At 45.1% G+C, this 26,278-nt stretch carries 27 protein-coding genes and 1 other annotated feature; all 27 genes read right to left on the bottom strand.

All coding sequences use genetic code 11. The annotated features are described in order from the left end of the window. Positions 1-107: 107 nt before the first annotated feature. The 27 genes from AS030_RS05630 to AS030_RS05500 all read right to left on the bottom strand — a co-directional run bounded on the left by AS030_RS05630 (position 108) and on the right by AS030_RS05500 (position 26,278). A complete protein-coding gene (locus tag AS030_RS05630) occupies positions 108-1,451 on the bottom strand; it encodes a solute carrier family 23 protein (RefSeq protein WP_061971568.1) in 1,344 nt (447 codons plus the stop codon). 133 nt (positions 1,452-1,584) lie between these two features. Continuing rightward, the gene (gene pyrR / locus AS030_RS05625; RefSeq protein ID WP_061969299.1) at positions 1,585-2,121 is read right to left on the bottom strand and encodes a bifunctional pyr operon transcriptional regulator/uracil phosphoribosyltransferase PyrR; all 537 of its coding nucleotides are present in this window, start codon (positions 2,119-2,121) and stop codon (positions 1,585-1,587) included. Between the two features lie 201 nt (positions 2,122-2,322). Next, positions 2,323-3,240, bottom strand: a complete 918-nt coding sequence (locus AS030_RS05620; protein ID WP_061969297.1) for an RluA family pseudouridine synthase — start codon at positions 3,238-3,240, stop codon at positions 2,323-2,325. Then, complete coding sequence (gene lspA, locus AS030_RS05615) at positions 3,221-3,703, bottom strand: signal peptidase II (protein WP_061969295.1); 483 nt, start codon at positions 3,701-3,703, stop codon at positions 3,221-3,223. Before lspA ends, AS030_RS05620 begins: the two co-directional genes overlap by 20 nt. Before the next feature lie 162 nt (positions 3,704-3,865). Beyond that, positions 3,866-6,634, bottom strand: coding sequence for an isoleucine--tRNA ligase (gene ileS, locus AS030_RS05610; protein ID WP_061969293.1), 2,769 nt, complete (start codon positions 6,632-6,634; stop codon positions 3,866-3,868). A gap of 62 nt (positions 6,635-6,696) precedes the next feature. After that, positions 6,697-6,924, bottom strand: a binding site (T-box leader). Between the two features lie 54 nt (positions 6,925-6,978). Then, on the bottom strand, positions 6,979-7,476 hold the full coding sequence (locus tag AS030_RS05605; RefSeq protein WP_061969291.1) for a DivIVA domain-containing protein: 498 nt from the start codon (positions 7,474-7,476) through the stop codon (positions 6,979-6,981). An 82-nt stretch (positions 7,477-7,558) separates the two neighbouring features. After that, entirely contained in the window at positions 7,559-8,332 is a 774-nt protein-coding gene (locus tag AS030_RS05600) for a YlmH family RNA-binding protein (protein ID WP_061969289.1), read from the bottom strand. A gap of 15 nt (positions 8,333-8,347) precedes the next feature. Beyond that, a complete protein-coding gene (locus AS030_RS05595; protein WP_061969288.1) occupies positions 8,348-8,629 on the bottom strand; it encodes a YggT family protein in 282 nt (93 codons plus the stop codon). 24 nt (positions 8,630-8,653) lie between these two features. After that, complete coding sequence (locus AS030_RS05590; protein WP_061969286.1) at positions 8,654-9,082, bottom strand: cell division protein SepF; 429 nt, start codon at positions 9,080-9,082, stop codon at positions 8,654-8,656. 13 nt (positions 9,083-9,095) lie between these two features. After that, positions 9,096-9,773, bottom strand: a complete 678-nt coding sequence (locus AS030_RS05585; protein WP_061969284.1) for a YggS family pyridoxal phosphate-dependent enzyme — start codon at positions 9,771-9,773, stop codon at positions 9,096-9,098. Next, positions 9,727-10,608: a peptidoglycan editing factor PgeF gene (pgeF, locus tag AS030_RS05580; protein WP_240482211.1), complete on the bottom strand. Its 882-nt coding sequence runs from the start codon at positions 10,606-10,608 to the stop codon at positions 9,727-9,729. The genes AS030_RS05585 and pgeF overlap by 47 nt, the downstream gene beginning before the upstream one ends. A 97-nt stretch (positions 10,609-10,705) precedes the next feature. After that, a complete protein-coding gene (locus AS030_RS05575; protein ID WP_061969283.1) occupies positions 10,706-10,993 on the bottom strand; it encodes a YlmC/YmxH family sporulation protein in 288 nt (95 codons plus the stop codon). Between the two features lie 87 nt (positions 10,994-11,080). Next, on the bottom strand, positions 11,081-11,863 hold the full coding sequence (gene sigG, locus AS030_RS05570) for an RNA polymerase sporulation sigma factor SigG (protein ID WP_061969281.1): 783 nt from the start codon (positions 11,861-11,863) through the stop codon (positions 11,081-11,083). Positions 11,864-12,039: 176 nt separating this feature from the next. Beyond that, positions 12,040-12,759, bottom strand: a complete 720-nt coding sequence (gene sigE, locus AS030_RS05565; protein ID WP_061969279.1) for an RNA polymerase sporulation sigma factor SigE — start codon at positions 12,757-12,759, stop codon at positions 12,040-12,042. Between the two features lie 54 nt (positions 12,760-12,813). Further along, the gene (gene spoIIGA, locus AS030_RS05560) at positions 12,814-13,740 is read right to left on the bottom strand and encodes a sigma-E processing peptidase SpoIIGA (protein ID WP_061969277.1); all 927 of its coding nucleotides are present in this window, start codon (positions 13,738-13,740) and stop codon (positions 12,814-12,816) included. A 182-nt stretch (positions 13,741-13,922) separates the two neighbouring features. Continuing rightward, complete coding sequence (gene ftsZ, locus AS030_RS05555; RefSeq protein ID WP_061969275.1) at positions 13,923-15,074, bottom strand: cell division protein FtsZ; 1,152 nt, start codon at positions 15,072-15,074, stop codon at positions 13,923-13,925. Positions 15,075-15,109: 35 nt separating this feature from the next. Next, positions 15,110-16,390, bottom strand: a complete 1,281-nt coding sequence (gene ftsA / locus AS030_RS05550; RefSeq protein WP_061969273.1) for a cell division protein FtsA — start codon at positions 16,388-16,390, stop codon at positions 15,110-15,112. Between the two features lie 151 nt (positions 16,391-16,541). Beyond that, positions 16,542-16,895, bottom strand: a complete 354-nt coding sequence (locus tag AS030_RS05545; RefSeq protein WP_061969271.1) for a small basic family protein — start codon at positions 16,893-16,895, stop codon at positions 16,542-16,544. Continuing rightward, a complete protein-coding gene (locus AS030_RS05540) occupies positions 16,896-17,588 on the bottom strand; it encodes a DUF881 domain-containing protein (protein ID WP_061969269.1) in 693 nt (230 codons plus the stop codon). 5 nt (positions 17,589-17,593) lie between these two features. Next, positions 17,594-18,286, bottom strand: coding sequence for a DUF881 domain-containing protein (locus tag AS030_RS05535; protein ID WP_240482210.1), 693 nt, complete (start codon positions 18,284-18,286; stop codon positions 17,594-17,596). Continuing rightward, positions 18,283-19,050, bottom strand: a complete 768-nt coding sequence (locus AS030_RS05530) for a cell division protein FtsQ/DivIB (protein WP_061971567.1) — start codon at positions 19,048-19,050, stop codon at positions 18,283-18,285. Before AS030_RS05530 ends, AS030_RS05535 begins: the two co-directional genes overlap by 4 nt. A gap of 168 nt (positions 19,051-19,218) precedes the next feature. Continuing rightward, entirely contained in the window at positions 19,219-20,127 is a 909-nt protein-coding gene (gene murB, locus AS030_RS05525; RefSeq protein WP_061969268.1) for a UDP-N-acetylmuramate dehydrogenase, read from the bottom strand. A 35-nt stretch (positions 20,128-20,162) separates the two neighbouring features. Then, positions 20,163-21,254: an undecaprenyldiphospho-muramoylpentapeptide beta-N-acetylglucosaminyltransferase gene (gene murG, locus AS030_RS05520; protein WP_061969266.1), complete on the bottom strand. Its 1,092-nt coding sequence runs from the start codon at positions 21,252-21,254 to the stop codon at positions 20,163-20,165. Positions 21,255-21,413: 159 nt separating this feature from the next. Further along, a complete protein-coding gene (gene spoVE / locus AS030_RS05515; protein ID WP_061969264.1) occupies positions 21,414-22,514 on the bottom strand; it encodes a stage V sporulation protein E in 1,101 nt (366 codons plus the stop codon). Between the two features lie 56 nt (positions 22,515-22,570). Beyond that, a complete protein-coding gene (gene murD / locus AS030_RS05510; RefSeq protein ID WP_061969262.1) occupies positions 22,571-23,923 on the bottom strand; it encodes a UDP-N-acetylmuramoyl-L-alanine--D-glutamate ligase in 1,353 nt (450 codons plus the stop codon). Position 23,924: 1 nt separating this feature from the next. Next, on the bottom strand, positions 23,925-24,899 hold the full coding sequence (gene mraY / locus AS030_RS05505; protein WP_061969260.1) for a phospho-N-acetylmuramoyl-pentapeptide-transferase: 975 nt from the start codon (positions 24,897-24,899) through the stop codon (positions 23,925-23,927). Continuing rightward, positions 24,896-26,278: a UDP-N-acetylmuramoyl-tripeptide--D-alanyl-D-alanine ligase gene (locus AS030_RS05500; protein WP_061969258.1), complete on the bottom strand. Its 1,383-nt coding sequence runs from the start codon at positions 26,276-26,278 to the stop codon at positions 24,896-24,898. Before AS030_RS05500 ends, mraY begins: the two co-directional genes overlap by 4 nt.

Raw genomic sequence — 26,278 nt, 5'->3', positions numbered from 1 at the left:
CCTGACTTGAGTTGTCAGGGTGCAGCCGGACAGAAAGAAGCTTACATTGCCTCTTCCAAACCGGATTCACCCTTTCAAGTCTCTCGTACTTAGTTAAAAGGTGACCATTATGCAGCTGGATCGTTATCTGAAACGCCAAACATTTTATTAAGCAGTTCTGAGTCGTTTTCCCTGCCTGGCAGCACCAGGTTCAAAAACACTCCAATCAGCGTCGCAAGCGCCATGCCGGCAAGCTGAAGAGTTTCGGTGAACTGCAGGACAGCTCCGCCGATTCCGGTTACCAGGATAACGGATGCAATGATCAGATTTCGCTTGTTTCCAAAATCAATCTGATTGTCAATCAGCATTCTCAAACCGCTGGAAGCGATAATCCCAAACAGCAGGATGGATACCCCGCCCATGACCGGGGATGGCACTGAGCTGATTAGCGCTGTCACCTTACCGGAGAAACCGAAGCAGATGGCAGCCACAGCCGCACCGCCTATAACAAACACCGAGAATACCCTTGTAATGGCCAGTACTCCGATGTTTTCCCCGTACGTTGTAACCGGAGGCCCTCCGATCAGGGAACCAATCATGACCCCGATACCGTCTCCCAGGATGGAACGATGCAGACCCGGCTTCTCCAAAAAGTTCCGCCCTACCACTTTGCTCAGAACAAGCTGGTGGCCGATATGCTCGGCAATCGTTACGGTTGCCACCGGCATCATGATCAGTGCGATGGACCAAGTAAAATGCGGTGTGTAGGAGACAAATGGGAACATGAATTCCGGCGTATCAAACCAGCTTGCCGCTTTGACACCGGAAAGGTCCACCATTCCTCTGGATAGAGCAAACAGATAGCCTGAGATGATGCCGATGAGGATCGGGATAATTCCCAGAATCCCTTTAAAGTACATGGAACATACGATGGTTACTGCGAGAGTAAACAATGCCACCGTAAAGTGTGACAGGCTGTATGCTTTAGTTGCCGGATCATTCATGGCCATGCCCACCGCTGTGTTCGCAAGGCCCAGCCCAATGACGATAATTACTGGCCCAACAACGACTGGCGGCATAATCCTCATAAGCCATTTCAGCCCGCTCGTCTTGATAATCAAAGCAACCGCTCCGTAAACCAGACCCGCAAGAAAGCTGCCGAGCATTGCAGCTTCCGGGCCTCCGAGTGCTTTTACAGCGATGATCGGTGAGATAAAGGCAAAGGATGACCCCAAGTACGCCGGTATTTGGCCTTTCGTTACGAGAAGGTAGGCCAGTGTTGCCAATCCGCTCGATACCAGAGCAACCCCCGGATCGAGCTTTACAAGGAAAGGCACAAGCACTGTGGCCCCGAACATTGCAAACAAATGCTGCAGGCTCAAGGTCAGCCACTGATGAATCTTCGGGACATCCCGGACATCAAGCACAGCTGTTTGGTTATTTTTTTCATGGTTCTCTCGTTGTTTGTGCATGTTTTTTTGCATAAAAAATACCTCCTATGCCAGATAAGGAGGTGGGTTGAAGACACAGTCATGAAGAATCACCTGTGTTTCGGTCCTCCCTTGCTGGTCTCTCTGGACTCGTTTTTAAAGGGATGTGCATGTTTTATTTTTCGTGGATGGATACTTCGTCCGTGCCATCCACTTCCGCCAATGAAGCGGTGATGATTTCAGTATTAGAAGTTGGAACATTTTTTCCGATAAAGTCTGCCCGTATCGGCAGCTCCCTGTGCCCTCTGTCGATAAGGACAGCCAGTTGAATGGAAGCTGGCCGGCCAAGGTCCATAACGGCATCCATAGCTGCTCTCACGGTTCTGCCCGTATAAAGAACATCATCCACCAGGATGACTTTCTGATTGGTTATATCCGGGATGTCTGTTCCTTTTAGTTCCGGTTCAAGATTTTCCGTCTTTACTTTCAGGTCATCACGATACAATGTGATATCAATGTCCCCAACCTTTACGGCCTTGCCTTCGATGTTCTCGATCCGTTCGGCCAGCCGCTTGGCCAAAAACTCTCCCCGCGTTTTGATTCCGACCAATACGACATCATCGATTCCTTTATTCCTTTCGATAATCTCGTGGGCGATCCTCGTTAATCCCCTGCGGATGGCCTGATCGTCCATAATGACGGCTTTTTGCATGTTCTGCTCACCTACTCTGTAATTGGTTATGGCTTATCTTGCGCGAATGTCCTTTTGTTTACACAAAAAAGTCCTCTCGCCGTATAGACGAGAGGATATAGTTAGGCCTATAGCCTAATTCCGTTTTCCTTCTCAGCCTCACGGGACTGTGGTTAAAGGATCATTCAGTTGTTTATATTATTGCAGACCCAATGGGTCCTGTCAACCCATTTTTCGTCGAAGCTTGTCGAGCAGGGCTTCCATGTCTTTTGGAAGTGGTGCTTCAAATTCCATATAAGTGTCACGTCTTGGATGCTGGAAACCGAGAACTCCGGCATGAAGAGCCTGACCGTTGATGTCCAGTGTTTTTTTGGGGCCGTATTTCGGATCTCCTGCCAAAGGAAAACCGATATATTTCATATGCACACGGATTTGATGGGTTCTTCCCGTTTCCAGTTGACATTCAACAAGGGTAAATCCGTCATACCGTTCCAGGACGTTAAAATGAGTGACGGCGTCTCTGCTGTTTTCATCTGTAACGGTCATTTTCTGACGATCGGTCTTATCGCGGCCAATCGGTGCATCAATGGTTCCGCGATCATGAGGCATGACACCATGTACAATCGCTTTATATTTCCTTTTCGTTGTTTTTGCTTTCAACTGGTTTACCAGTGATTCATGGGCCATATCGTTTTTGGCGACCATAAGGAGTCCTGTCGTATCCTTATCAATACGGTGAACGATTCCAGGACGAAGTACGCCATTAATACCCGAGAGGTCTTTGCAGTGAGCCATAAGACCGTTTACGAGCGTACCTGTATAGTTCCCGGCGGCCGGATGGACAACCATTCCTCTTGGTTTGTTCACGACGAGTACATCGTGATCTTCATATACAATATCAAGATCCATTTCTTCCGGTACCACATCAAGTGGCGATGGATCGGGAATCGTAATGGAAACCACATCTCCTGTGCTGACCTTGTAATTGGTTTTGATTTGCTTACCGTTGACGGTGACATTTCCGTCTTTTACCCAGTTCTGAACCTGTGAACGCGACCAGCCCGGATCAACGGACGCAATGACTTTGTCAATCCGCTCGGATTGATGCTCTTCTTCAATGTTAACTTCTATGTGCTCCATTCATGTTCTCCTTTTTACTCTTGCTTTCCATTAGGGTTTGTATAAATATCAGAATCACCCCAATGACGAGGGCGGAATCTGCTACATTAAAAATCGGATAGTTATAGCTGCCTATTTTAACATCCAGAAAGTCCACCACTTCCTTGCGGATGATGCGGTCCAAAAAGTTCCCTGTGGCTCCGCCAAGGACCAATCCCAAAGCGAGACGCAAGAGCGGCTGGTGTTTGGCATGCTTTTGCATGTAGTAGATCACTGCAAAAATCACGGCGATGGTAATGATAATAAAAAACCACATCTGATTTTGCAGGATACCGAAGGCTGCCCCTCTGTTCCGGTGGGAGGTAATGTAAAAAACATTTTCAATCACAGTGATGCTTTCTCCAAAATGCATGTTCTTCACGATCATCCATTTTGTAACCTGATCCAGGCCAAGTACGAAAAGGGCCAGTATATAATAGAACACTCGATTTCCTCCGATTCCTTAGTATGTTCTTTCAAATTTTAGCACATGCAGAAGGATCCGCACAATGTAAAGGACAAAAATCTGCAAGCTTCGCTGAAGCCAAAAGAAAAAACTCCCTCCAAAGCCGCAAGCACGGCCGCAAGGAAGGAGCTTCTGTTCAAACTATTCTTTATCGTAATGGTTCGCTACAATCTCTGCACAAGACGGGCAAAGTGTAGGATACTTTTCATTTGTGCCGACTTCTGGAGATACGACCCAGCAGCGTTCACATGTTTCGCCTTCAGCGGGCTTAACGGAGACAGCAAGCTGATCATACTGAACCGCTTCTTCTGGTGCTGCGTCCTTTGTTCCTCCAATGCGCGCTTCTGAAACGATGAATAATTTATTGAGGTCTTCCACGTTCTCAAGCCAGGATTTCACGTCTGCTGATGGATAAAGGGTAATCGAAGCGGTCAACGATTTACCGATCACTTTCTCATTACGTGCTACTTCAAGGGCTTTTAGCACTTCATCCCGAAGATCCATGAAACGATCCCACTCCTTGACGAGCTCTTCTTCACCAGGATAGGAAACTGATTCCGGCATACTTGTTAATTGTACGCTTTCCTCTGTTACACCCGGGATATATTTCCAAACTTCATCTGCTGTGTGAGTAAGGATTGGAGCCGTAAGCTTCGTGATGGCCATAAGAGCTTCATACAGAACCGTTTGAATGCTTCTGCGTTTGATGTCATCTTCAGCCTGGATGTACAAGGTGTCTTTTGCAATATCCAGATAGAATGATGAAAGATCGATGGTACAGAAGTTATGGATCGCATTGTATACGGCCAGGAACTGATACTCATCATACGATTTTTTGACGCGGTCGATCAGTTTGTTTAGCTTCACAAGCATGTACTGATCAATTTGTCCCAGCTCTTCAAATGGAAGCGAGTTGGTTTTTGGATCAAAACCATTAAGGTTGCCAAGCAGGAAGCGCAGTGTGTTACGGATTTTTCTGTAGACTTCCGCCACTTGCTTCAGAATTTCGTCGGATACCCTGACATCTGCCTGGTAATCAACGGATGAAACCCAAAGACGGAGAATATCCGCACCCAGCTGGTTCATCACTTTGATCGGATCCATTACATTACCGATGGACTTACTCATTTTCCGTCCTTCACCATCGAGTACAAATCCATGGCTCAATACCGATTTATACGGTGCCTTGCCAGTAATCGCCACTGAGGTGGAAAGGGATGAGTTAAACCATCCGCGATATTGGTCAGATCCTTCAAGGTAAAGATCAGCAGGACGGGTAAGATCGCTGCGTTCCTCAAGTACGCTCCAATGAGAGGAACCAGAATCAAACCATACATCCATAATATCTGTTTCTTTCGTAAATCGGCCATTCGGACTGTGCGGAGAAGTAAAGCCTTCCGGCAGAAGATCTTTTGCTTCTCGCTCAAACCACACATTGGAACCATGCTCACGGAACAAGCCCACCACATGATTGATCGTTTCTTCGGTCATAATCGGTTCGCCGTCTTCACCGTAAAACACAGGAATCGGAACGCCCCATGCACGCTGTCTGGAGATACACCAGTCTTCACGGTCTTTGATCATGTTGAACAGTCTTGTTTCTCCCCAGTTCGGAATCCAGTTTACTTCTTTTACCGCATTCAGCATATCTTCTCGCATTCCTTTGATGGAAGCAAACCATTGAGCAGTTGCCCGAAAAATAACCGGTTTCTTTGTTCTCCAGTCATGCGGATAGGAGTGGGTAATGAACGATAATTTCAACAGGGCCCCTGCTTCTTCAAGCTTTTGAGTAATGTTTTTGTTCGCTTCATCATAAAACAGGCCTTCAAAACCAGGTGCTTCTTTTGTCAGGACTCCGCGGTCATCCACAGGGCAAAGTACATCCAGGTTGTATCGTTTTCCGACAAGGAAGTCATCCTCCCCGTGTCCTGGTGCTGTATGAACAGCTCCGGTACCTGCATCCGTGGTTACATGCTCTCCGCACATCACCAGTGAATCACGGTCATAGAATGGATGCTTTGCCACCACATATTCAAGCTCTTTTCCTTTTACCGTTTGGAGAACAGAAACCTCGTTCCACTCCAATTCTTTTTGCAGCTGTTCCAGAAGTGCCTGGGCGACAAGAAGCTTTCTTCCTGCTGCCTCTACAACAACATAATCCAGATCAGGGTGAACAGAAATCCCAAGGTTTGCAGGAATTGTCCACGGTGTTGTGGTCCAGATCACGATGCTCACATCCTGATCCAGTACGCCTTTGCCGTCTTTTACCGGAAATGCAACATAAATGGAGGCAGACCGTTTGTCGTAATATTCGATCTCAGCTTCAGCCAAAGCAGACTCTGAGGATGGTGACCAATACACCGGTTTTAAGCCTTTGTAGATAAATCCTCTCTTTACCATCTCGCCAAAAACCTCGATCTGGCGGGCTTCATAGGCTTTGTTCAGTGTGATATACGGGTTTTCCCAATCACCGCGCACGCCAAGGCGTTTAAACTGCCCGCGCTGGCGGTCAACTTGTGTCAGAGCATACTCCTCACATTTTTTGCGGAACTCCGCTACCGACATTTCTTTCCTTTTGACTTTACCGCTTTTGGTTAAAGCCGTTTCAATCGGAAGTCCATGAGTATCCCAGCCCGGAACATAAGGTGCATTATATCCATTCATTGATTTGTAGCGGACGATGATGTCCTTTAAGATTTTATTTTCCGCATGGCCAACGTGGATATCGCCGTTTGCATATGGAGGTCCGTCATGAAGAATAAACGAAGGACGCCCTTTTGTATGTTCCTGAACCTTTTGGTAGATGTTCAGTTCTTCCCACTTCTCTTGTACCTGCGGCTCCCTTTGAGGCAGGTTACCCCGCATCGGAAATTCCGTTTTTGGCATCAATAATGTGTCTTTGTAATTCATTGTCATCCTCCTGTATCAATAAAAAAATCATTTCAAGCATACAAAAAGGCCTTCTCGTCACATAAAGGGACGAGAAGGCCACCCGCGGTACCACCCTAATAGGTTTTCAAACCATATTGAAAACCCGCTTTGTCGTCGTATCGTGAAGTAACGCCAGGCTTACTTTAATCCGTTCAGCTTGGAAACTCCGGGGTGATCTTCCGTACAGGCCATTTACCGGTCTTCCACCATCACCGGCTCGCTTTCTTCAAAATGGGTGCTGTTCGTACTTTCCCCTTCATCGTTTGCTCTATATGATAATCTTTTAAAAATTATATGCGCAGGAAGCTTAAACGTCAAGCGTTCTACTTCATCTCCAGTTCATATTCTTCCGCCGGGTCAGCCGGATGAAGGGCATCCCAGTCCTCATTCTTCAGCATTTCCAGCTGTGCTTCAATCAGCATGCGAAACCGTGTACGGTAGACCGAAGACTGTTTTTTCAATTCTTCAATTTCCATGGCGACTTTTCTGGATTTTGCCAGAGATTCATTGATGATGCGGTCCGCGTTCTTTTCCGCTTCCTTTACAATCAGCCTGGCTTCCTTGGTTGCACTTCGCTTAACTTCCTCGCCTGTTTCCTGAGCAACCAGAATGGATTTGTTGAGTGTCTCTTCGATATTTTTAAAATAGGAAAGCTTCTCTTCCAATTTTTCGACTGTCTCTTCAAGGTGTCTTTTCTCACGGATCACGAGCTCATAATCCTTAATCACCTGATCAAGAAAATCATTTACCTCATCTTCATTATATCCGCGAAATCCCCTTGTAAACTCTTTATTGTGTATATCTAACGGTGTTAAAGGCATTTAAGCCACCTCCACTAATGATGCTTTCTCTTATCTACCTAGTTTCGACAATCGTAATGCCATTCCTTCTATTGGGAATAAATTATTGTAAAACTCCATATTGAATACGCCATTTATCTTTTTTTGTTTTTCCTTCGATGGCCATAAGCTTGCTGCGCCCGAATCCTCTCACAGATAAATAATCACCCGCTTCGACCGGGAAAGACACCTCTTCGGTCACTCTCCAGTTCACTTTTACTTTTGAACTCTGAATGAGCGGGTTAACTTTGGAACGGGACAGATTGTAGATTTCCGACAAGACAACATCAAGCCTGAGGGACGATACGGTGCCCTCCCTTATTTCATAAGACTCTGTTGATTTCATCAAATCGCCTTCTGAAACTCTTTCAAGCTTTACGCCCGCTTTGCCGATGCGATCCACATTCAGCAGTACATAATCACTGATTTCTTCCGCTGCAATGAGCTGGAGCTTGTCCCCATTTTGGATGATGTCACCAAATTTCCCCCGCTTGATTCCGAGGTTCATGAGAGAACCAAGAACATCACGGTGTTCAATGCTGACGAATTTGGAGGGATAGCGGACTTCCAGGATCGACACCTCAAAATCTTTGGGCTCGGGCTGGAAATAGGAAGGATAGATGAGGGCTCTTTTTCTCTCCGAAAAAGAAGAGCCTCCCCAAAACGAAAGAGAGGCTTCTGAATCCTTTCCGATGATGCTTTGGGCGATATCCTGCTCCCTCGGATCAAGAAAATCCGTCAGCTTGACCGAATACCGCTCCTCAGCTTCATCTTTCCATTGCAATACCTGATCAATAAAAGGATATTCTTCTTTGCGAAAATGCTGATATATACTCATTTTTCCACGCTGCCTTTAATATACGGACTGGGCGATCCAATTAAATACAATTCGAACACCGGCAGAGGCAAACGTTAACGCGAATAAGGCCACAATCGGCGAAATGTCGATCATGCCAAGCGGCGGAATGATCCTTCTGAAGGGAGCCAGATAGGGTTCTACAATTCTTGCTATGAATTGTCCGATCGATGATTCCCTTGCGCTCGGGAACCAGGACATTAATATGTACGCGATAATAACATACCGATAGATGCCGATAAGTTCAGTAATTAAATTTCCAATCTGGTAAACAACCAATAAATGCCACCGTCCTCGTTCTTATTATTCGCCTTCAAGCATTTCTGAAATCGAGCCGGATATATCTACATTTTCCGGTGTGCATAGAAATGTATTCGGACCTAACTTTTGAATGTCTCCTCCAATCGCGTACACGGTCCCACTTAAAAAGTCAACGATCCGCTTTGCCTGGTCATGGGGAATGCGCTGCAGGTTCATAACAACCGCACGCCTGTTTTTCAGCTGATCTGCAATATCCTGCGCCTCGGCATATACTCTCGGCTCAAGCAGCACCACCTTGGACTGCTGGTGAACACTTTGCAGACTGACAACATTCTGCTTGTTTTTTTTGCTGTGGGCAGGCATGGTTTCACCTTCTTCCATTTCCGCCCCGTTTTCTTCTACAACCTCTTCATATACATATTCGTCTTCTTCAAGATCGAAGAACCTCTTGAATTTGTTTTTTATACTCATGGATTGGCACCTCCTAAAATTCTTTGCCGACCAGGCTGGTCCCAATTCTGACGAAGGTTGCTCCTTCCTGGACAGCTATTTCGTAATCATTGGACATTCCCATGGATAATTCCGTGCATGGCGCATGCTCGTATTGCTTTGACTGGATGTCCTGCTGCAGCTGTTTAAGTGTTGAGAATACAGAACGAAGGATCTCTTCATTTCCGGTATGCGGCGCCATGGTCATCAGCCCGACAATCCGGATGTGAGGATACTCTTTTATTTTATCGACAAAACTGACAAGATCTTCAGCCGGCAATCCGTGTTTTGATTCTTCTTTGGATACATTAACCTGAATAAAACAGTTAATGGTCCGGTCTGCTCTTTTTTCAATTTCCTTGGCCAGGGAAAGCCTGTCCAGGGAATGGATATAATCGACATACGGAAGGATTTCCTTCACCTTTCTGGACTGAAGTGAACCGATAAAGTGCCAGGTGGCATCTCTGCCGAGGGCATTATGCTTTTCCAAAAGCCCTTCCTGGCGGTTTTCACCAATGTGTTCCACTCCGGAGGAGACTGCCTCCTGTGCTGTTTCTGTACTCACATATTTCGTAACTGCAATGATTTTAACGTCCTGTGGATTTCTGTTTTTTTTCTTGCAAGCTTCAGATATATTGTTTTGAATGACTGACAGATTCTGCTGGATATTCACTTTCTGCTCCTTTCAAACGACCGATGTAGCTCATGATTCTGCCTGCTTTTCCATTTTCCCTGCGGTGGGAAAAGAAGTGATGGTTGCTGCAGCTCGTACAATAGGAAGTTTCGATGATTCTGCTTTCATGAATTCCGGACTGAATTAGGATTTGCTTGTTGACTTCCCTGAGATTGAGCATGTAATGACCACCGCCTTTTGACTCATAGACAAGTGCCACCTTGTCTTTTGGCAGGACTTGCTGCACTCTTTCCATCACATAATCATCTACCTCGTAACAGCAGCTGCCAATGGATGGGCCCATTGCAGCAAAAATGTCATCAGACGGAACCCCTTCATTCTTTACCCATAAATCAACCATTTTAGCCCCGATTCTCCCTACTGTACCTTTCCAGCCTGCATGAGCAAGACCGACAAGCTGTCGGGAGGGACTCATAAAGAAAAGCGGCACACAGTCGGCGTATAAGGAAGTTAATAGCACGTCTTGTTCTGCTGTATATATTCCATCGGTGCCTTTTATTGCGCTTTCCAAGTCTTTTGCGCCTTTTCCGATATCCATTTTGGTCACTTTTTGGATCACCGAATCATGAACCTGTTCTGTCCCCACCCAACACTCTAGCGGGACATGAATGGCCTTACTCGCGCTTTGTCGGTTTTTCAGAACATTTGATGGATCGTCTCCAACATGGAACCCCATATTCAGGGAGGAATACGGAGTCTGGCTAAAACCATCATGCCGTGATGTAATTCCTGCTGTTAAACCGGGCAGCTGACTCATCCAGTCATCCAGTTTGAACAAGCTATCTTGCTGTACAAATGGTTCAGCTTTCAACACACACACTTCCTTCTGAAAATTTTCTCCTTTTACAAGGAATATTGGGTTATTATGCTATTTATTTTATCACAGAACGGCCATGTGCGTATAATGCTATTTATTTTTTCAGCTGGTCAAAAGGCTCTTTAATATACTCTGTCGCTTCCTGGGCATCCATATAGCGAACAAGTATGACATCTGTTCCAATCTTCACGATATTTCGCCAAGGAATGACAATGTCGCTCTCCCTTGCGAAAAAGCCTAGCATCTTTCCCGGCCCCGGGATGATCAGTGCTTCTATTTTGCCTGTATTTAAATTTATTTCCAAGTCTGCAATGTGTCCAAGCTTTTTGCCGTTTGACATGTTCACAACGTCTTTGACCTGAAAATCAGAAATTTTGATCATGATATCCCCGCCCTTCTGTTACCACTATATGAGCGCGCAGTCCTTTTCATGTACAACAAACAGCCCGCTTGCATAAGCGGGCTGCGATTAACTGCTTTGAATATTTTTGTTCATTTGAGAGATGGCCGCTTTTTCAAGCCTTGATACCTGAGCTTGGGAGATTCCAATCTCATCTGCTACTTCCATTTGTGTCTTGCCCTGGAAGAATCTCATGGTCAGAATCATTTTTTCACGTTCATTCAGCCGGCGCATGGCCTCTTTCAGTGCGATTTCCTCAATCCATTGAAAGTCTTTCGCTTTATCATCAGAAATCTGATCCATTACATAAATCGGATCTCCGCCATCATTATAGATCGGTTCGAAAAGGGAAACGGGATCCTGGATGGCATCCAGGGCAAAAACCACTTCCTCCTTCGGCACATCAAGCACCTCGGCGATCTGCTGTGCTGTTGGTTCCCTGGAAAGCTTGTTCATTAACTGATCCCTTACCTGCAATGCTTTATAAGCAATATCACGAAGTGAACGGGATACCCGAATGGGATTGTTATCCCGCAAATATCTGCGAATTTCTCCGATGATCATTGGAACAGCGTAAGTGGAGAACTTTACATTCTGTCCCAGGTCAAAATTATCAATGGATTTCATGAGGCCGATGCATCCTACCTGGAACAAATCGTCTACAAACTCCCCGCGGTTGTTAAATCGCTGTATAACGCTCAGCACTAAGCGAAGGTTGCCGTTTACAAGCGTTTCGCGGGCAGTAGGATCCCCATTCTGCATTTTGGTGAACAGTTCACGCATCTCGGGGTTCTTTAATACTGGAAGTTTGGATGTGTCCACTCCGCAGATCTCTACTTTGTTTCGGGTCAATGGATTTCCCTCCTACCGGGAGTTTTTAAGTCAAAATCAGTATCTCCCCGGCAGGAATTTTTATGCAGCGGCACTGCATCGCCTTCAGTTAAAAAAACAGCAGCAATTCATGTATCTGTAAGGCGGATCAATATGGAAATATATTTCAAAATAAAAAAAGAGGCGGCTGCCCCTTTTTAAACCATTTTGTTGAATTCCTTTTGAAGCCGTTTGATGATCCTCTTTTCCAGTCTGGAAATATAGGATTGCGAAATTCCGAGCATATCGGCGACGTCTTTTTGAGTTTTTTCTTCTCCTCCGGAAAGCCCAAACCGGAGCTCCATGATCTGTTTTTCCCGGTCATTCAGAGTAAACAAGGCTTTTAGCAGCAGTTTGCGATCCACATTGGCCTCTAGTCTCCTCGTAATAATATCCTCTTCCGTCCCAAGCACATCGGACAGCAACAGCTCGTTTCCGTCCCAGTCTACATTCAGAGGTTCATCAAATGACACTTCAGACCTCGTTTTATTGTTTCTGCGCAAATACATCAGAATTTCATTTTCTATGCATCGGGATGCATATGTAGCCAGTTTTATTTTTTTCTCGGGATTAAACGTGTTGACGGCTTTGATCAAACCGATGGTCCCTATGCTGATCAAATCTTCAATGTTGATTCCTGTATTTTCAAACTTTCTTGCAATATAAACCACCAACCGTAAATTCCGCTCAATCAGCAAGGATTTTGCTGCTTTATCCCCAGTAGGCAGCTTTTCCAGCAGAACGGCTTCTTCTTCCTTGCTAAGTGGCGGCGGAAGTGCCTCGTGGCCGCCAATATAGTGGATTTCCTCTGTTTTGATCCCCAGTTTCATTAACAGTTTGTACCACAATAGTGTCAGTCTCAGCCGGATTTTTTTCATGTTGCTCTTCTCCCCTCTCCCTAAAATCATAAGCGTTTGTCCACCATGACTGCTCTATGATGCAGCAATTTGTTCCATTCCGTTTGACATCACCTCAGGATGAACAATACAACTGAAATTGTTCTCACTGGACAGGCTTGTATAGCTAAGGCCAATCAGCACTTTTGTGCATGAAAACTCTCCTGCTCTGCTGTTGATCCTCACTTCATCAGGCTTTATGGCGGGAAGAAATTCATTGTCTTTCCCCACCGCACGAAACGGAACAATTCTCAACCGGGCTTCCCAAGGATGGGCACAGGCTTCACCGTCAGGAAATGCATGAATATCCTTTGAGAAAGAAATGATTTCCTCTGGAAAGTGCTTATCATGCTGATTCATATCCAGAATCATGACAGGGACCTTGGTGATCGGGTCATGAAGTTTATTTCCGCTGTCGATCAGGCCTGTCGCATGTATGGTGGTGTCATCCATGCGAATCTCCACCTGGACCAATTCGGTATAATGGAGTTTTTGTACCTTGATATCATCAACCCTCTTTTTTGAAAACAACCAGACTGCCGGAAATCCAATGCAGACAAACGCCCAGCTTAGCACGTCCCCCATTCCAGTCCCCTTCGTGGCCACCATCCCATTCATAATGGATAAATCACTCTGCAAAAAATAATGTGCGGCAAACAATCCCCCTCCGGTTACAAAGCTTACAAAGTAAAACATGGCAACATTTTTAAAAAAGTATGAGAACTTTTGAAACCCGAATGAAACGGCCATGATGAGGAGCGAAAAACCAAATTTAATCAATGGATGGTACATGCTGATTTCACTTGGAACGAAAAGCAGCAATACATACAAAGAACCGATCAAGGAACCTGTAATCAGTCTCCATTTTTGCATTTTTCGTTTTAACACCATCCCAGTAAGAACAATCAGCAGAAAATCGATGCAAAAATTAAGAAACCAAATGACATCGAGGTATAGTGCCATTTGTTTTCTCCTTTCCTATGAGATGAACCTAGTATAAAACAGGCATAACAGGAAGTCTGTCAATTCATGAGACAAGATTTCTTGTAATTTTAAGAGATTTTGTCACAATTTTTTTATTCATAACAGCAAAAAAAAACACCTTACTCATGGAGTAAGGCGTTCTTTAATCGTTCTCTTTCCTGTTATCTTCTGCGATTTCGGTTACGGTTGCGCAGGAATGTAGGAATATCAAGCGTGTCCGCTTCATGCTGGGAAGGCGGAGCCTGTCTGCTTTCGTTAGTTACTTCCTCGCGCTGGCCGTTCTGGCTTGCCGGTGCTTTCGGAGGCTGCTGCTGAAATTTAGGGCGTTGAGCCTGTGCCTGCATAGCCTGCATGTTTTCTCTTTCATCAAATCCGGTAGCAATTACCGTAACCAGGATCTCATCTTTTAATTCCTCGTTAATCACGGAACCAAAGATCATGTTGACTTCAGGATCGGATGCTGTAGAAACAATATCCGCCGCTTCGTTGACTTCATAAAGGCTGAGGTTCGCCCCGCCAGTAATATTCATCAGCACGCCTTTTGCACCGTCGATCGATGTCTCAAGCAATGGTGAAGAAATGGCTTTACGCGCCGCTTCAGCTGCACGATTTTCACCTGTCGCAATCCCGATACCCATCAGTGCGGAACCTTTTTCCGTCATGATGGTTTTAACATCGGCAAAGTCAAGGTTGATTAGTCCAGGAACGGCAATCAGGTCGGAAATCCCCTGAACACCTTGGCGCAATACATTATCTGCTTCACGAAATGCTTCAAGCATCGGTGTGTTTTTATCCACAATCTCTAGCAATCTGTCATTTGGAATCACAATCAATGTATCTACTTTTTCTTTAAAAACGCTGATTCCGCCAATGGCTTGAGTGGAACGCTTGCGTCCTTCAAAAGTAAACGGGCGTGTTACTACGCCTACCGTCAATGCGCCCATTTCCTTGGCGATTTCAGCAATAACCGGAGCTGCGCCTGTTCCGGTTCCGCCTCCCATTCCTGCTGTAACAAAGACCATATCGGCTCCACGCAAGGCTTCTTCAACCTGTTCCCTGCTTTCTTCCGCCGCTTTTTTCCCGATGTCAGGATTTGCCCCGGCTCCCAATCCTCTTGTCAATTTGGAACCGATTTGCATTTTGATCTGAGCTTTAGAAAGATTAAGCGCCTGTGCGTCCGTATTGACGCAAATAAATTCTACACCCTGTACTCCATGCTCAATCATACGGTTAACAGCGTTGCTTCCGCCGCCCCCAACTCCGATTACTTTAATTGTCGCTAATGAATCCATGTTCATATCAAACTCTAACATGAGCGTTCCTCCTAATGACTAGTTAACCCTGTCTCTTATTCGAAAAATAAACCAAACCAGTTTTTCACTTTGGATTTCATGCCGCCTCCAGCTTTTTCGCTTTGCTTGGCGGGCTGAGGCTGTTTCTTGCGGTGCTGCTGGATTTCTGCACCCTCTGTAAGAGCAGAAGCGACCTCTTTACCCTGTACCTTAATATTTCGGTACGTAAACTGTATGAGACCGATTCCTGTAGTATATTGCGGCTCTCTCACCCCAATATAATCCGGCAAGGAAACTCTGACATTATTTTGGAAGATTTCCTGTGCCAGCTCAAGCAGGCCAGGCATGGCTGCTACGCCTCCGGTGATAACAAATCCTCCCGGAAGATCGCCATAACCTTGCCGAATCAGCTCTTCATCCGCCAATTCAAGCATTTCAGCGATACGTGCTTCAATAATTAAAGCCAAATCATACTGGCTGATTTCCTGTTCTGATGATGATCCGATTTGAGCTACTGAAAACGTTTCATCCTTGGACGCATGGTCCACAAATGCATGTCCATGTTTCAGTTTAATTTTTTCTGCATCTTCTGCCGTCGTCCTGAGGCCGATCGAAATATCTTTGGAAATGAATTCGCCGCCAAAAGGAAGGACAGTGGTCATCTGCATGGTGCCTTGATCGAAGACCGAGACAGTAGTGGAACCGCCTCCGATATCAATTAACGCCGTACCCAAATCCATTTCATCTCGTGTCAGGGCAATGGATGCAGTCGCCAGCGGTTCAAGGCAGATATCAGCAACCTGCAACCCGGCTCTTTCCACACACCTTAATAAATTATGTAATATGGTCTTGGATCCTGTTACAATTGTACCTTCCATTTCAAGCCTGACTCCAAGCATTCCGCGTGGATCAATAATTTCATCTGTACCATCTACAATAAACTGGCCAGGTATGACATCAATAATTTCCCGTTCAGGAGGAATTGAAACCACTTGCGCTGCATCAATCACACGTGCAATGTCTTCATCTCCGATCTCCCGGTCCTCGCTGGAAACGGCGACAACACCATGGCATGGCTGAAGCTGGATGTGGTTTCCTTTTACACCTACTATTACTGCATTAATCGGTATACCAAGCATTCGCTCTGCTTGATCTACCGCTTTTTTTATGGAACGAACTGTTTCATCGATATCAACAATAGATCCCTTTTTTATTCCTGCTGATTTTGAGTGACCTACACCAATTACATTAAAGGATTCACTGGTCATTTCTCCAATGATAACTTTAATATTGGATGTACCGATGTCTAAACTAACATAAATCTCATTGCTGTTCATTCTTTGGCACCTCCCTAAGTTTAAAATGTCCGTTATACAATATTCGTTTATCCGTTATGTAATTATATCGGTATACGAGTGGGTTAATTAAGAAATAAATTCCACAAACAAGGAATATTCCCTCTTTTTTTTCTTAAGTTTTTAAGAAAAGTTAACTCTTTTTTCTTGAATCGCTCCATTTCGAAATAACAAGCCGCCGAATGACAGCTATATTATTAAACAATCTCACGCCAAATGCAAATATAGCAGCTAAATATAAATCAATTCCAAGATGCACACCAAGATAAGCCAGTGCGGCAGCAAGCAAAATATTGAAGAAAAATCCGCTGATAAATACTTTATCTTCAAAGTTCCCCTGCAAATGGGCACGGATACCGCCGAACAATGTGTCCAGCGCTGCCAGTACTGCAATGGACAGGTAATTGGAATATTCGAGGGGAATACGTATCTCTGATAAAAACCCCAAAACCAAACCAATGATTAAAGCCAAGACCGGCAGCCACATTTACAATTCCTCCTTTGCCTGCTTCATGTATTTCACACGAATGGGTTTGTCATAAGCGGGCAGTGTCAGCTGGTTTTCAGGCTTTGAATCAATATAGAGGTTTTCCCTAACAAAGTCTTCGGCAGATTCTGAGGCAATAATCTTATTCTGAAGTTTCTGTGCATCATCAGACAGCACTTTTATCTCAATTGGGAAGGATGAAATGGGCTGGTTGTTAATATACGTTTCCCCATTTACCTCCCGGATGGGCGTGGTCGTGATGATCCGCTGTCCATCGACTGAAATATCTTTAGCATCATATCTGTTCAACTCATTGATTAACCTTCTGATTAATTCTGGATACACTTTAGGCATTTCACCCTCATTAAAGGGTTCGATGGTGATTACAATTCCTTGTCCGCTCACTTCTGTCAAACCTGCTTCTTCTTTTAAATCATCGAGGGCTTTTTGCATGGCCTCTATTTTTTCTTTCTTCCGTGATTGCTCATAATTGTCGAGCAGGGCCTGGTATTTCTTGATTTCATTATTCAAATCCTGCTGCCGCTGTTTTTCCTTTTCCAAATCCGCACGAAGCTCCCAGGTGTCTCTGGTGTCCCGTGTGACCGGATTGTTGGTTGTCTGAAACTGAACAGCAAGCATCAGGCCGAGCACACAGGCAACACCAGAAAACACTGCCCTTCTTTTTCTGTTCAATTTACTCATCCTTCTTTGCTTAAATAAGGATCCATTGTAATTTCATCCTTCTTTGCGATTCGAACCTCTACCCCATCATTGACCAGTTCATTGACGACAGAAAGGTTCAGGGATTTTTCAAGGACAGTTTTGTCGCCAATCGCCGTAATCGTAAACGGTGCCGGATACTGGTTTCCGTCCACACTGACTACAGGTCCGATGCAGCTGATATAGCTGGTATGGGATATTCTCTGCCCGTTGACCGCAACCGCTTCGGCACCAGACACGAGCATTTCATAAATGACGCTTCGAATATGTTCTTCATGAACGATATAATTGTTTGGATTTTCTCCTTCCGGAACATAGGAAGCATCCGATAAGGTCACTTCAATTCCAGGACCTTTAACTTTTATTCCGCCGGTTACTTCTCTCAATTTCTTCAAATCCTCCACAAGGTTAAACGATTTTTTCTCCTGATCGGCCAATTTGTTTTCCCGGTTTTGAATCTGAAGCTGGATTTTTTTTAATTCATTGTTTAACTCTCTGTTCGTTTTCTGGGTTTTCAAGATTGCACTGCGTAAGCTGTCTTCCTGTTTCCACTCGCTGCTGGTCTCATGTGTACCCGCTTCTTTCTTCGTCGTCTGGTAAGAATACGATAAAAAAAAGCCAGTCACGAGCATGATGATCGAAAAAAAAACGTACTTGCCAGTCGGTCTCACTCTTTCGGTGCCTCCTCATCGCCGTATTCGCGGAAGTACGTACTAATATCCATATTGATGACCCCTTTCCGATGCGGGCCAAGCTGCTGGACAATCGAAGGGTATTCCTCCATTTTTCGTGAGAAATGGCTGATGGAAGAACGGACCACGTAGCCATCCGTCATGTATAAAATGACTTTTTTGCCAGCCTTATCCTTGCTGTCCAAATGAATCTCGGAAATACGGTGTGCCACCCCTTGTGATAGTTTTGCCAGCTCCTTTGCCATTGATTTCAGCTGGCCTTTATCCTTCCAGTCCGCAATGATCGGTGCGTTTACAGGCATGTATTTCTTACCCATGGGAGCCAGTGCTTTACCGCTTTCCAACACAGGATAATATTTGCTTTTCTCCTCCAGGTAAGCCACTCTATGATATTCCTTCACTTGAATTTGGAGATGATTATAAAACGATTTATGTACTGCAACAGAGGAAATTTCCTGCAGTTTGCCAATATTTTTTTCGATATCTTTATCCGAAAGATTCAGGAAACTGGTATGGGGTTCGATTTTTCCGGCCTTGATAATCGCCTCGTCGCTAATATTTTCATTTCCAGTTACCGTTATTTTTTTTACATCACTGAAACTGGATTGAAAATAAACAAAAATCATGATCAGCAAAAAGAAAAGGGACAAGTAAATAACCATTCTTCTGTTCGTTTTTTGTTTCCGTTGTGTCTTTAATTTGGGAATACGGTCTTCAATCGGCACAACCTTATGCTTGTCCATGTCCTTCCCCCATGTAAATGCAAATAACTGAACACTTTCCTTCTTATGGAAAGAGGAAGAAAAACAGCGTTTTGTCAGCTGTTCTTCTTCTTCTTCAAAGGTCAACATCCAGTTTGAGTCAAGTCTATTAAATTATAACATAATTCGAAGGGCTCGATGTGGCATTTTTTAGCTTTTCCTGCCGATTATCTCCACTTCGGTTTCGATATCAATATTATGGAGCTCTTTGATTTTTTTCTTAATGAGAGAAATCAGCCCCAGCACATCTACGGCCTTAGCATCCCCAGTGTTCACAATAAAGTTGGCATGCATATCCGAGATTTGTGCACCACCCACTGAGGTTCCTTTTAATCCCGAAGATTCGATCAGCTGGCCGGCATAATTAGGGAGCGGATTTCGAAACACACTTCCACAGCAAGGGTAATTCCAAGGCTGTGTATTTCTGCGGTAATCCTTGTTCTTTTTCAGCTCCGCCATAATGGTTTCACGGTCGCCTTTTTCCAATACCAGCACCGCTTCCACACAGATTCCTCCTGTTTTTTGAAGGATGGAGGTTCGGTATGAAAATTTCATTTCTTCGTTCGTATACCACTTTAAATCTCCATCAGGTAAGAGTACGAGAGCTTTCTTCAGAATTTTTGACATATCGGAGCCGTGGGCACCGGCATTCATGAAGACCGCCCCACCGACTGAGCCAGGGATTCCTGCGGAAAATTCAAGACCGGAGTATCCCTCTCTGGACAATACAGTTGCCAGTTTTACGATGGAATATCCGCCACCAACTGTAAATTCATCCCCATTTCGTTCAAGTCCGTCCAGCCCGTCCCCGAGCTTAATGACAACTCCCTCGATTCCTTCATCGGAAACGAGCAGGTTAGATCCTCTCCCGATCGCCCGGAAAGGAACACCTGAATCCTTAATATAGTTCATTGCTTTTTTCAGAGAATTTGTGCTGTTTGGTTCAAAAAACAGATCGGCAGGTCCTCCGATTTTTAATGTTGTATGATGTTTCAGCGGTTCGTTTTCCAGAACTTTTCCCAAGTTCTCGCCCCGCAGCTGTTCTGCAAGTGTCGTCAAAAAAATCCCCCCCTATATTCTTTTATATCAACGCTTTAGCGTTTTATGTTTTCCATAAGTTTAACCACGTTGGCTGCCGCCTGTGGCATTCCAAGCTCTTTGGATGCCTGGTGCATATGGCTCCAGTTTTCCTGGTTATCCAAAATACGGTCTACTTCTTCAAGCAGACGGGAACCGTTCATATCCTTTTCAAGGACTACAACCGCTGCCCCGTTTTTTTCCAGAGCACGCGCATTCTTTTCCTGATGGTTGTTGGTTACATAAGGACTCGGTATTAAAATACTAGGAATTCCGAGCGCCGTCAATTCCGCGATGGAGGTTGCGCCGGCACGGGCCACCACCAGGTCCACCCCTGCAAGAAGTTCCGGCATATTGTGAACGAAAGGAACAATGGTCACGTTCGCCGGACTGCCTGACTCGTTCACTGCTTTAAGTACATTTTCGTAATGGACATCTCCTGTCACATAAACGAACTGGTAGCTTTTTTGGCCTGCTTCCGAGAGCACATCAAGAAAGGCTTCGTTGATCGGCCGTGCCCCGCGGCTTCCTCCGACAATCAATACCGTCTTTTTCCCGGGATCAAGGTTTAAAGACCGTTTCCCTTTTGCGCCGTCCGTGCCCATCACTTCAGATGCACGAGGATTACCGGTAAATACCACCTTTTCCTGTGGAAAGAATGATGCACTCTCTTCGAACGAAATCGCAATCTTCTTCACATAACGGCTCAAGAATTTATTCGTAAGACCCGGCACACTGTTTTGTTCGTGGATCAAGGAAGGGATGTTCAGACTGCTTGCTGCATATACAACCGGTCCGCACACATATCCCCCTGTTCCTACTACCACATCCGGCTTAAATTCCTTCATAATTTTCTTGCACTTTGAAACTCCTTTTAAAAACCGCATCACAGTTTTGGCGTTTTCCATTGAAAGACTTCTCTTGAAGCCGGTAATGTGAATGCTATTAAAAGGGATGTTCTCCCTGGGCACAAGCTTGCTCTCCAAGCCTTTTTCCGTGCCAATATATAAGATCTCCGCATCCGGATGAATTTTTTTAATTTCCTTGGCCAGTGCAAGCGCAGGATATATATGTCCCCCTGTACCACCGCCGCTCAATACAATTCTCATAAAGCACCTCCGTTACCGTATATAAAAACAAGACAGCCCTGTCATCACAATGACAGGGCATGTGAAAGACAAATAAGTTATAGCCGCTAACACCGTTGACCCTGAAACTGCAGCTGTTTCACTTCTTTGTCCATAAAATTCCGGCACTACTTGTTGCATTTAATGCTTGGCGTACCGACTGATGTTCAGCAAAACACCGATGGAGGCAAGCATCAATGTCAACGACGATCCTCCATAGCTGATCAGCGGGAGCGTAATCCCTGTTACTGGTATCAAGCCTGTAACAACCCCTATATTGATCATTACCTGAATGGCAACCATTCCGATGATCCCAATCGCCAAAAAACTGCCGAACAAATCCGGAGCCCCAAGAGCAATACGTACACCACGCCACAGCAAAATGCTGAACAAAAGAAGGACGAGTGCCCCGCCGATGAAGCCTAATTCTTCTGATAGAATCGCAAAAATAAAATCGGTCTGCGGCTCGGGCAAATAGCCAAACTTCTGCCGGCTTTGTCCGAGTCCAAGCCCCATCAAACCGCCCGGTCCCAATGAATAAAGCGACTGGATAATCTGAAAACCGCTGCCCAGTTCATCGCTCCATGGATCCAGAAAGGACGTGATCCTTTTAATACGGTAAGGAGCTGAGATAATCAGGCCGGCAAATCCAACCAGCCCTACAAATCCCAATCCAACAAAATGGGAGATTCTTGCTCCTGCTACAAAAATCATGACAATGCTCGTACCGACCATCACCGAGCCTGTTCCGAGGTCAGGCTGCAGCATGATCATGGCGAAAGCAATCATGACGAGTCCAAGTGTTGGAATCAGCCCTTTCTTAAAGGATGTAATCTTTTTCTGGTGTTCTGCCAAATATTTAGCCAAAAAAGTGATCATTGCAAGTTTCATAAATTCTGAAGGCTGAATGGAAAATGCGCCAACGCCAATCCAGCTTCTTGCGCCTCCGCGCACCATTCCCACACCGGGAATCAACACACCAATGAGCAAGACAAAACAAATAATTAAAAGGATCTTGGCCCAGGTGCGCCAGGTCATATAATTGACATTCATGATGAAAAACATAGCAGCCACCCCTACCCCGGCAAAAAGCAACTGCCGTTTGGCAAAGAAGAACGGATCATTGAACTTTACTAAAGCCCAGTCCGCACTGGCGCTGTAAACCATTACGATACCTATAGATAACAAAAGCAAGGTGGTGCCAATTAAAATAATATCCGGTGTGCTTCGTGTCGCAGGCAAAAGAAACACCTCAACTCTACTGTATTTGCTCGTTCCAAAACCAGCATGTACAAACTCTATTTAAGTTTATGCACAGAGTTGATAAAGATGTCCCCTCTTTGTTCAAAAGTTTTAAACTGGTCCCAGCTTGCACAAGCCGGGGAAAGAAGGATAACGTCGCCTTCAGTAGAGCTCTGATAAGCGGCAGGAACGGCTTCCTCCACATTATCAACCAGTTTGATGTCTTCTATTCCCGCAGCTTTGGCTGCACGCTCAAGCTTTGGAGCAGTCTGGCCGAACAAAACGATCGTCTTGACCTGCTTCAGCTGCGGAACGAGATCGTCAAATTCATTTCCTCTGTCCAGCCCGCCGGCAAGCAGGATGATTTTTTGGCCAAATGCCGAAATCGCCTTTTGTGTAGCCAGAATGTTTGTGGCCTTAGAGTCGTTATAGAACTTTCGTCCCTGTATGGTATCCACATATTGTAGGCGGTGTTTAACTCCGGTAAAGGTTTTTAATGTCTTTCGGATCTGCTCATTTTTCGCACCCGCCAGCTTGGAAGCTGCAACCGCTGCAAGAATGTTCTCCAAATTGTGCTGACCTGGCAGCACGATCTCTTTCAATGAAATGATTTCTTCACCTTTAAAGTAAAGGCTTCCTGCTTTTATGTATGCCCCTTCCGGACATTCCGACTTCACAGAAAACGGTACTTTTGTTCCTTTTGACTGAAGAACAAGATTTAACACCGCTTCATCGTCCTGGTTATAAACGGCAAAATCGCTTTCCTGCTGGTTGCCGAAAATTTTCCCTTTGGCAGCTGCATAGTCTTCAAAAGACCCATGATAGTCAAGGTGGGCCTCAAACAGATTAAGAAGCACCGCAATTTTTGGTGCAAAGGCTTGGGTGCCCATCAATTGAAAACTGGACAGCTCTGCCACAATAATTTCCGATGCCTTGGAACGATCGGCCACCTCACTAAGAACGGTGCCAATATTCCCGGCAACAACCGGTTCTCGACCGCTGTTTTTCAGCATTTCTCCAATAAGGGTTGTCGTCGTTGTTTTGCCATTTGATCCTGTAATGCCGATCATTTCCGCACGCGACACCAGCCCTGCGATCTCTACCTCAGTGATCACAGGAATCTCCCGCTTTACGGCTTCACTCACAATTGGATTGCTATAAGGGATTCCAGGATTCTTAACCACAAAATCAGTAGGACGGTCCAATAAGGAAAGAGGATGTTCTCCGCAAATCACCTCATATCCTTCATTGGACAAAACCTTAGCCTGCTCATTTTCTTCGAATGGAGTTCGGTCATTAACAACGACTTGAGCTCCATAGGACTTAAGAAGTTTGGCTGCAGCAAAACCGCTTTTAGCCAACCCGAGAACCAGCACATGTTTCCCTTGAAAAGCATTCATTTCATTCATTTTATACCCACACCTCTAAATAGATTCCAAGGGCTGCAAACAGCAGACCAACGCTCCAGAACGTTACTACAATTCTCCACTCCGACCAGCCGCTAAGTTCATAATGGTGGTGAAGAGGACTCATTTTAAAGATTCGTTTTCCTCTCGTCTTAAATGACGCAACCTGAAGCATAACCGACAAGGTTTCAATGACAAATACCCCGCCGATAATCACTAAGAGCAGCTCCAGCTTTAAAATAATGGCGATGGCACTAATCGCTCCGCCAAGCGCGAGCGACCCGGTGTCTCCCATAAATACTTTTGCAGGATGTGCATTAAATACAAGGAAGCCCAAAACGCCACCAACCACTGCCACAGAAAACAGAGCAGTTTCATAATGATGAAGGTTTGATGCAAGCACTGCAAAAGCGCCAAAGGCAATTGCAGCTGTACCGGAAAGAAGCCCGTCAAGTCCGTCGGTCAAATTGACAGCGTTGCTAGCCCCAATCAGCATAACGACAACGAGAACAGGATAAAACCAGCCGACATCAAAAGAAAAATCGGTTCCCGGTACATTAATTTCAGTTGAAAAGCCGGTTTTGATCAAGCCAATGTAGAAGATGGCTGCAATAACCAGCTGGCCCACCAGCTTTTGCTTGGAAGTAAGCCCCAGATTTCTTTTCTTGGCCACTTTAATAAAATCATCAAGAAAACCGACAATGCCATACCCGATGGTCACCAGCAGAAGGAGGTATGTTTCTGTTTTCAATCCGAAGAACTTCCATGTCATGATATAAGTGGCAAGCGCGAGCGCGACAATGATAATAATGCCGCCCATTGTTGGCGTACCTGACTTTTTTTGATGCGATTTCGGCCCCTCTTCACGAATGCTTTGCCCGAATTTCAATTTTCGCAAGAAAGGAATAAAAAATGGCGAGCTTAATACAGCAATGAGAAAAGAAGCAAGAAGTGTAAATAATAATACTTGTTCAATCATTTTCCTGCCTCCTGGACATCATCAATAAATGGTTTCACAATGGATTCAAGCGCCATACCGCGTGATGCTTTAAACAAAACAACCGTGTCTTCTGATAAAAGAGAGGAAATGGCCCCGGCTGCTTCTTCTTTGGTAAGGAAAACAGAAACATTCTGGCCAGGAATATTTTTTTTCTTAATCTCTTCGCCAATCCATTTGCCTTTTTCCCCTACCGTTATGACCTCTGAAATGGTTTCGTCAATATGGGCAGCGACTTTCCGGTGCATCTCTTCCTCGGAAGGGCCAAGCTCATACATGTCCCCAAGCACCAATACTTTTTTCTTGTAATTTTGCAAGTCTTTAACAGCCTGGATCGCAGCTATCATACTGGTCGGGCTCGCATTGTAAGCATCATTGATTAAAAGTGCTCCGTGCTGCCCGCGATATTTTTCCAGACGCATGTTCGTCAGGGTAATATTTTTCAGTCCTTCATTAATCGCGCTGTCTTCGATATTCAAATAGTGACCGACCGCAATGGCATAGGCAGCATTCTTCACATTATGTGTACCTAAAAGCGGCAAGGAATAGATCGTTGATTCTCCCTCAAGGCCAAACGTGAATCCATCTTCGTCGCCTTCCTGATTCACAATTTTCACCGTGCAGTCTTCATCATATCCGCATTTGAGAACGTTCGGTGAGGAAAGATGGGAAAGCAAAGGCTCATCTCCATCTACGATTAAAAGGCCGCCTTCTTTCAAACCATCTTTAATCTCGAGTTTCGCTTTTGCGATACCTTCCCTGCTCCCCAAATATTCAATATGCGACTCACCGATGTTGGTCACAATCGCCAAGTCGGGCTGTGACAGCTTGCTGAGCAGTGATATTTCTCCGAAGTTGCTCATTCCCATTTCAAGAATGATCACTTGCGTATCATTGTCCATGGATAAAATCGTAAGTGGCAGACCAATATGATTGTTATAATTGCCTTTGGTTTTGTGTGTCTTAAAGGAGGTGGAAACTACCGCTTCAAGCAGATCTTTTGTTGTTGTTTTCCCATTGGAGCCTGTTACACCAATCACAACTGGTTTGACCTTTTTCAAAAATACCCTGGCCGCCTGCTGAAGCGCTTCAATGGTGTCCTTCACAATGAGAAGAGGAAACGCTGGGTCCAGCTCTTGGGGAATCGGCGTACCTTCCTGCCAAAGTGAGGCTACCGCTCCCTGCTCAATCGCCTGTAATAAGAAGTTATGCCCATCAAATTTCTCTCCTGCAATCGGAATGTACAGCGACTGAGGGGAGTTCACCCTTGAATCCTTGGTTACTTCCTGAATCACTGTACTCTCAATATTTCCGCGTGTGGACGCAGCTATCCCTATCAATTCTTTTAAATCGAGTTTCAT

It is taken from the genome of Fictibacillus enclensis, from assembly GCF_001457035.1.
In the GTDB taxonomy this organism is placed as follows: domain Bacteria; phylum Bacillota; class Bacilli; order Bacillales; family Fictibacillaceae; genus Fictibacillus_C; species Fictibacillus_C enclensis.
This window is presented reverse-complemented; position numbering and strand designations above follow the sequence as displayed.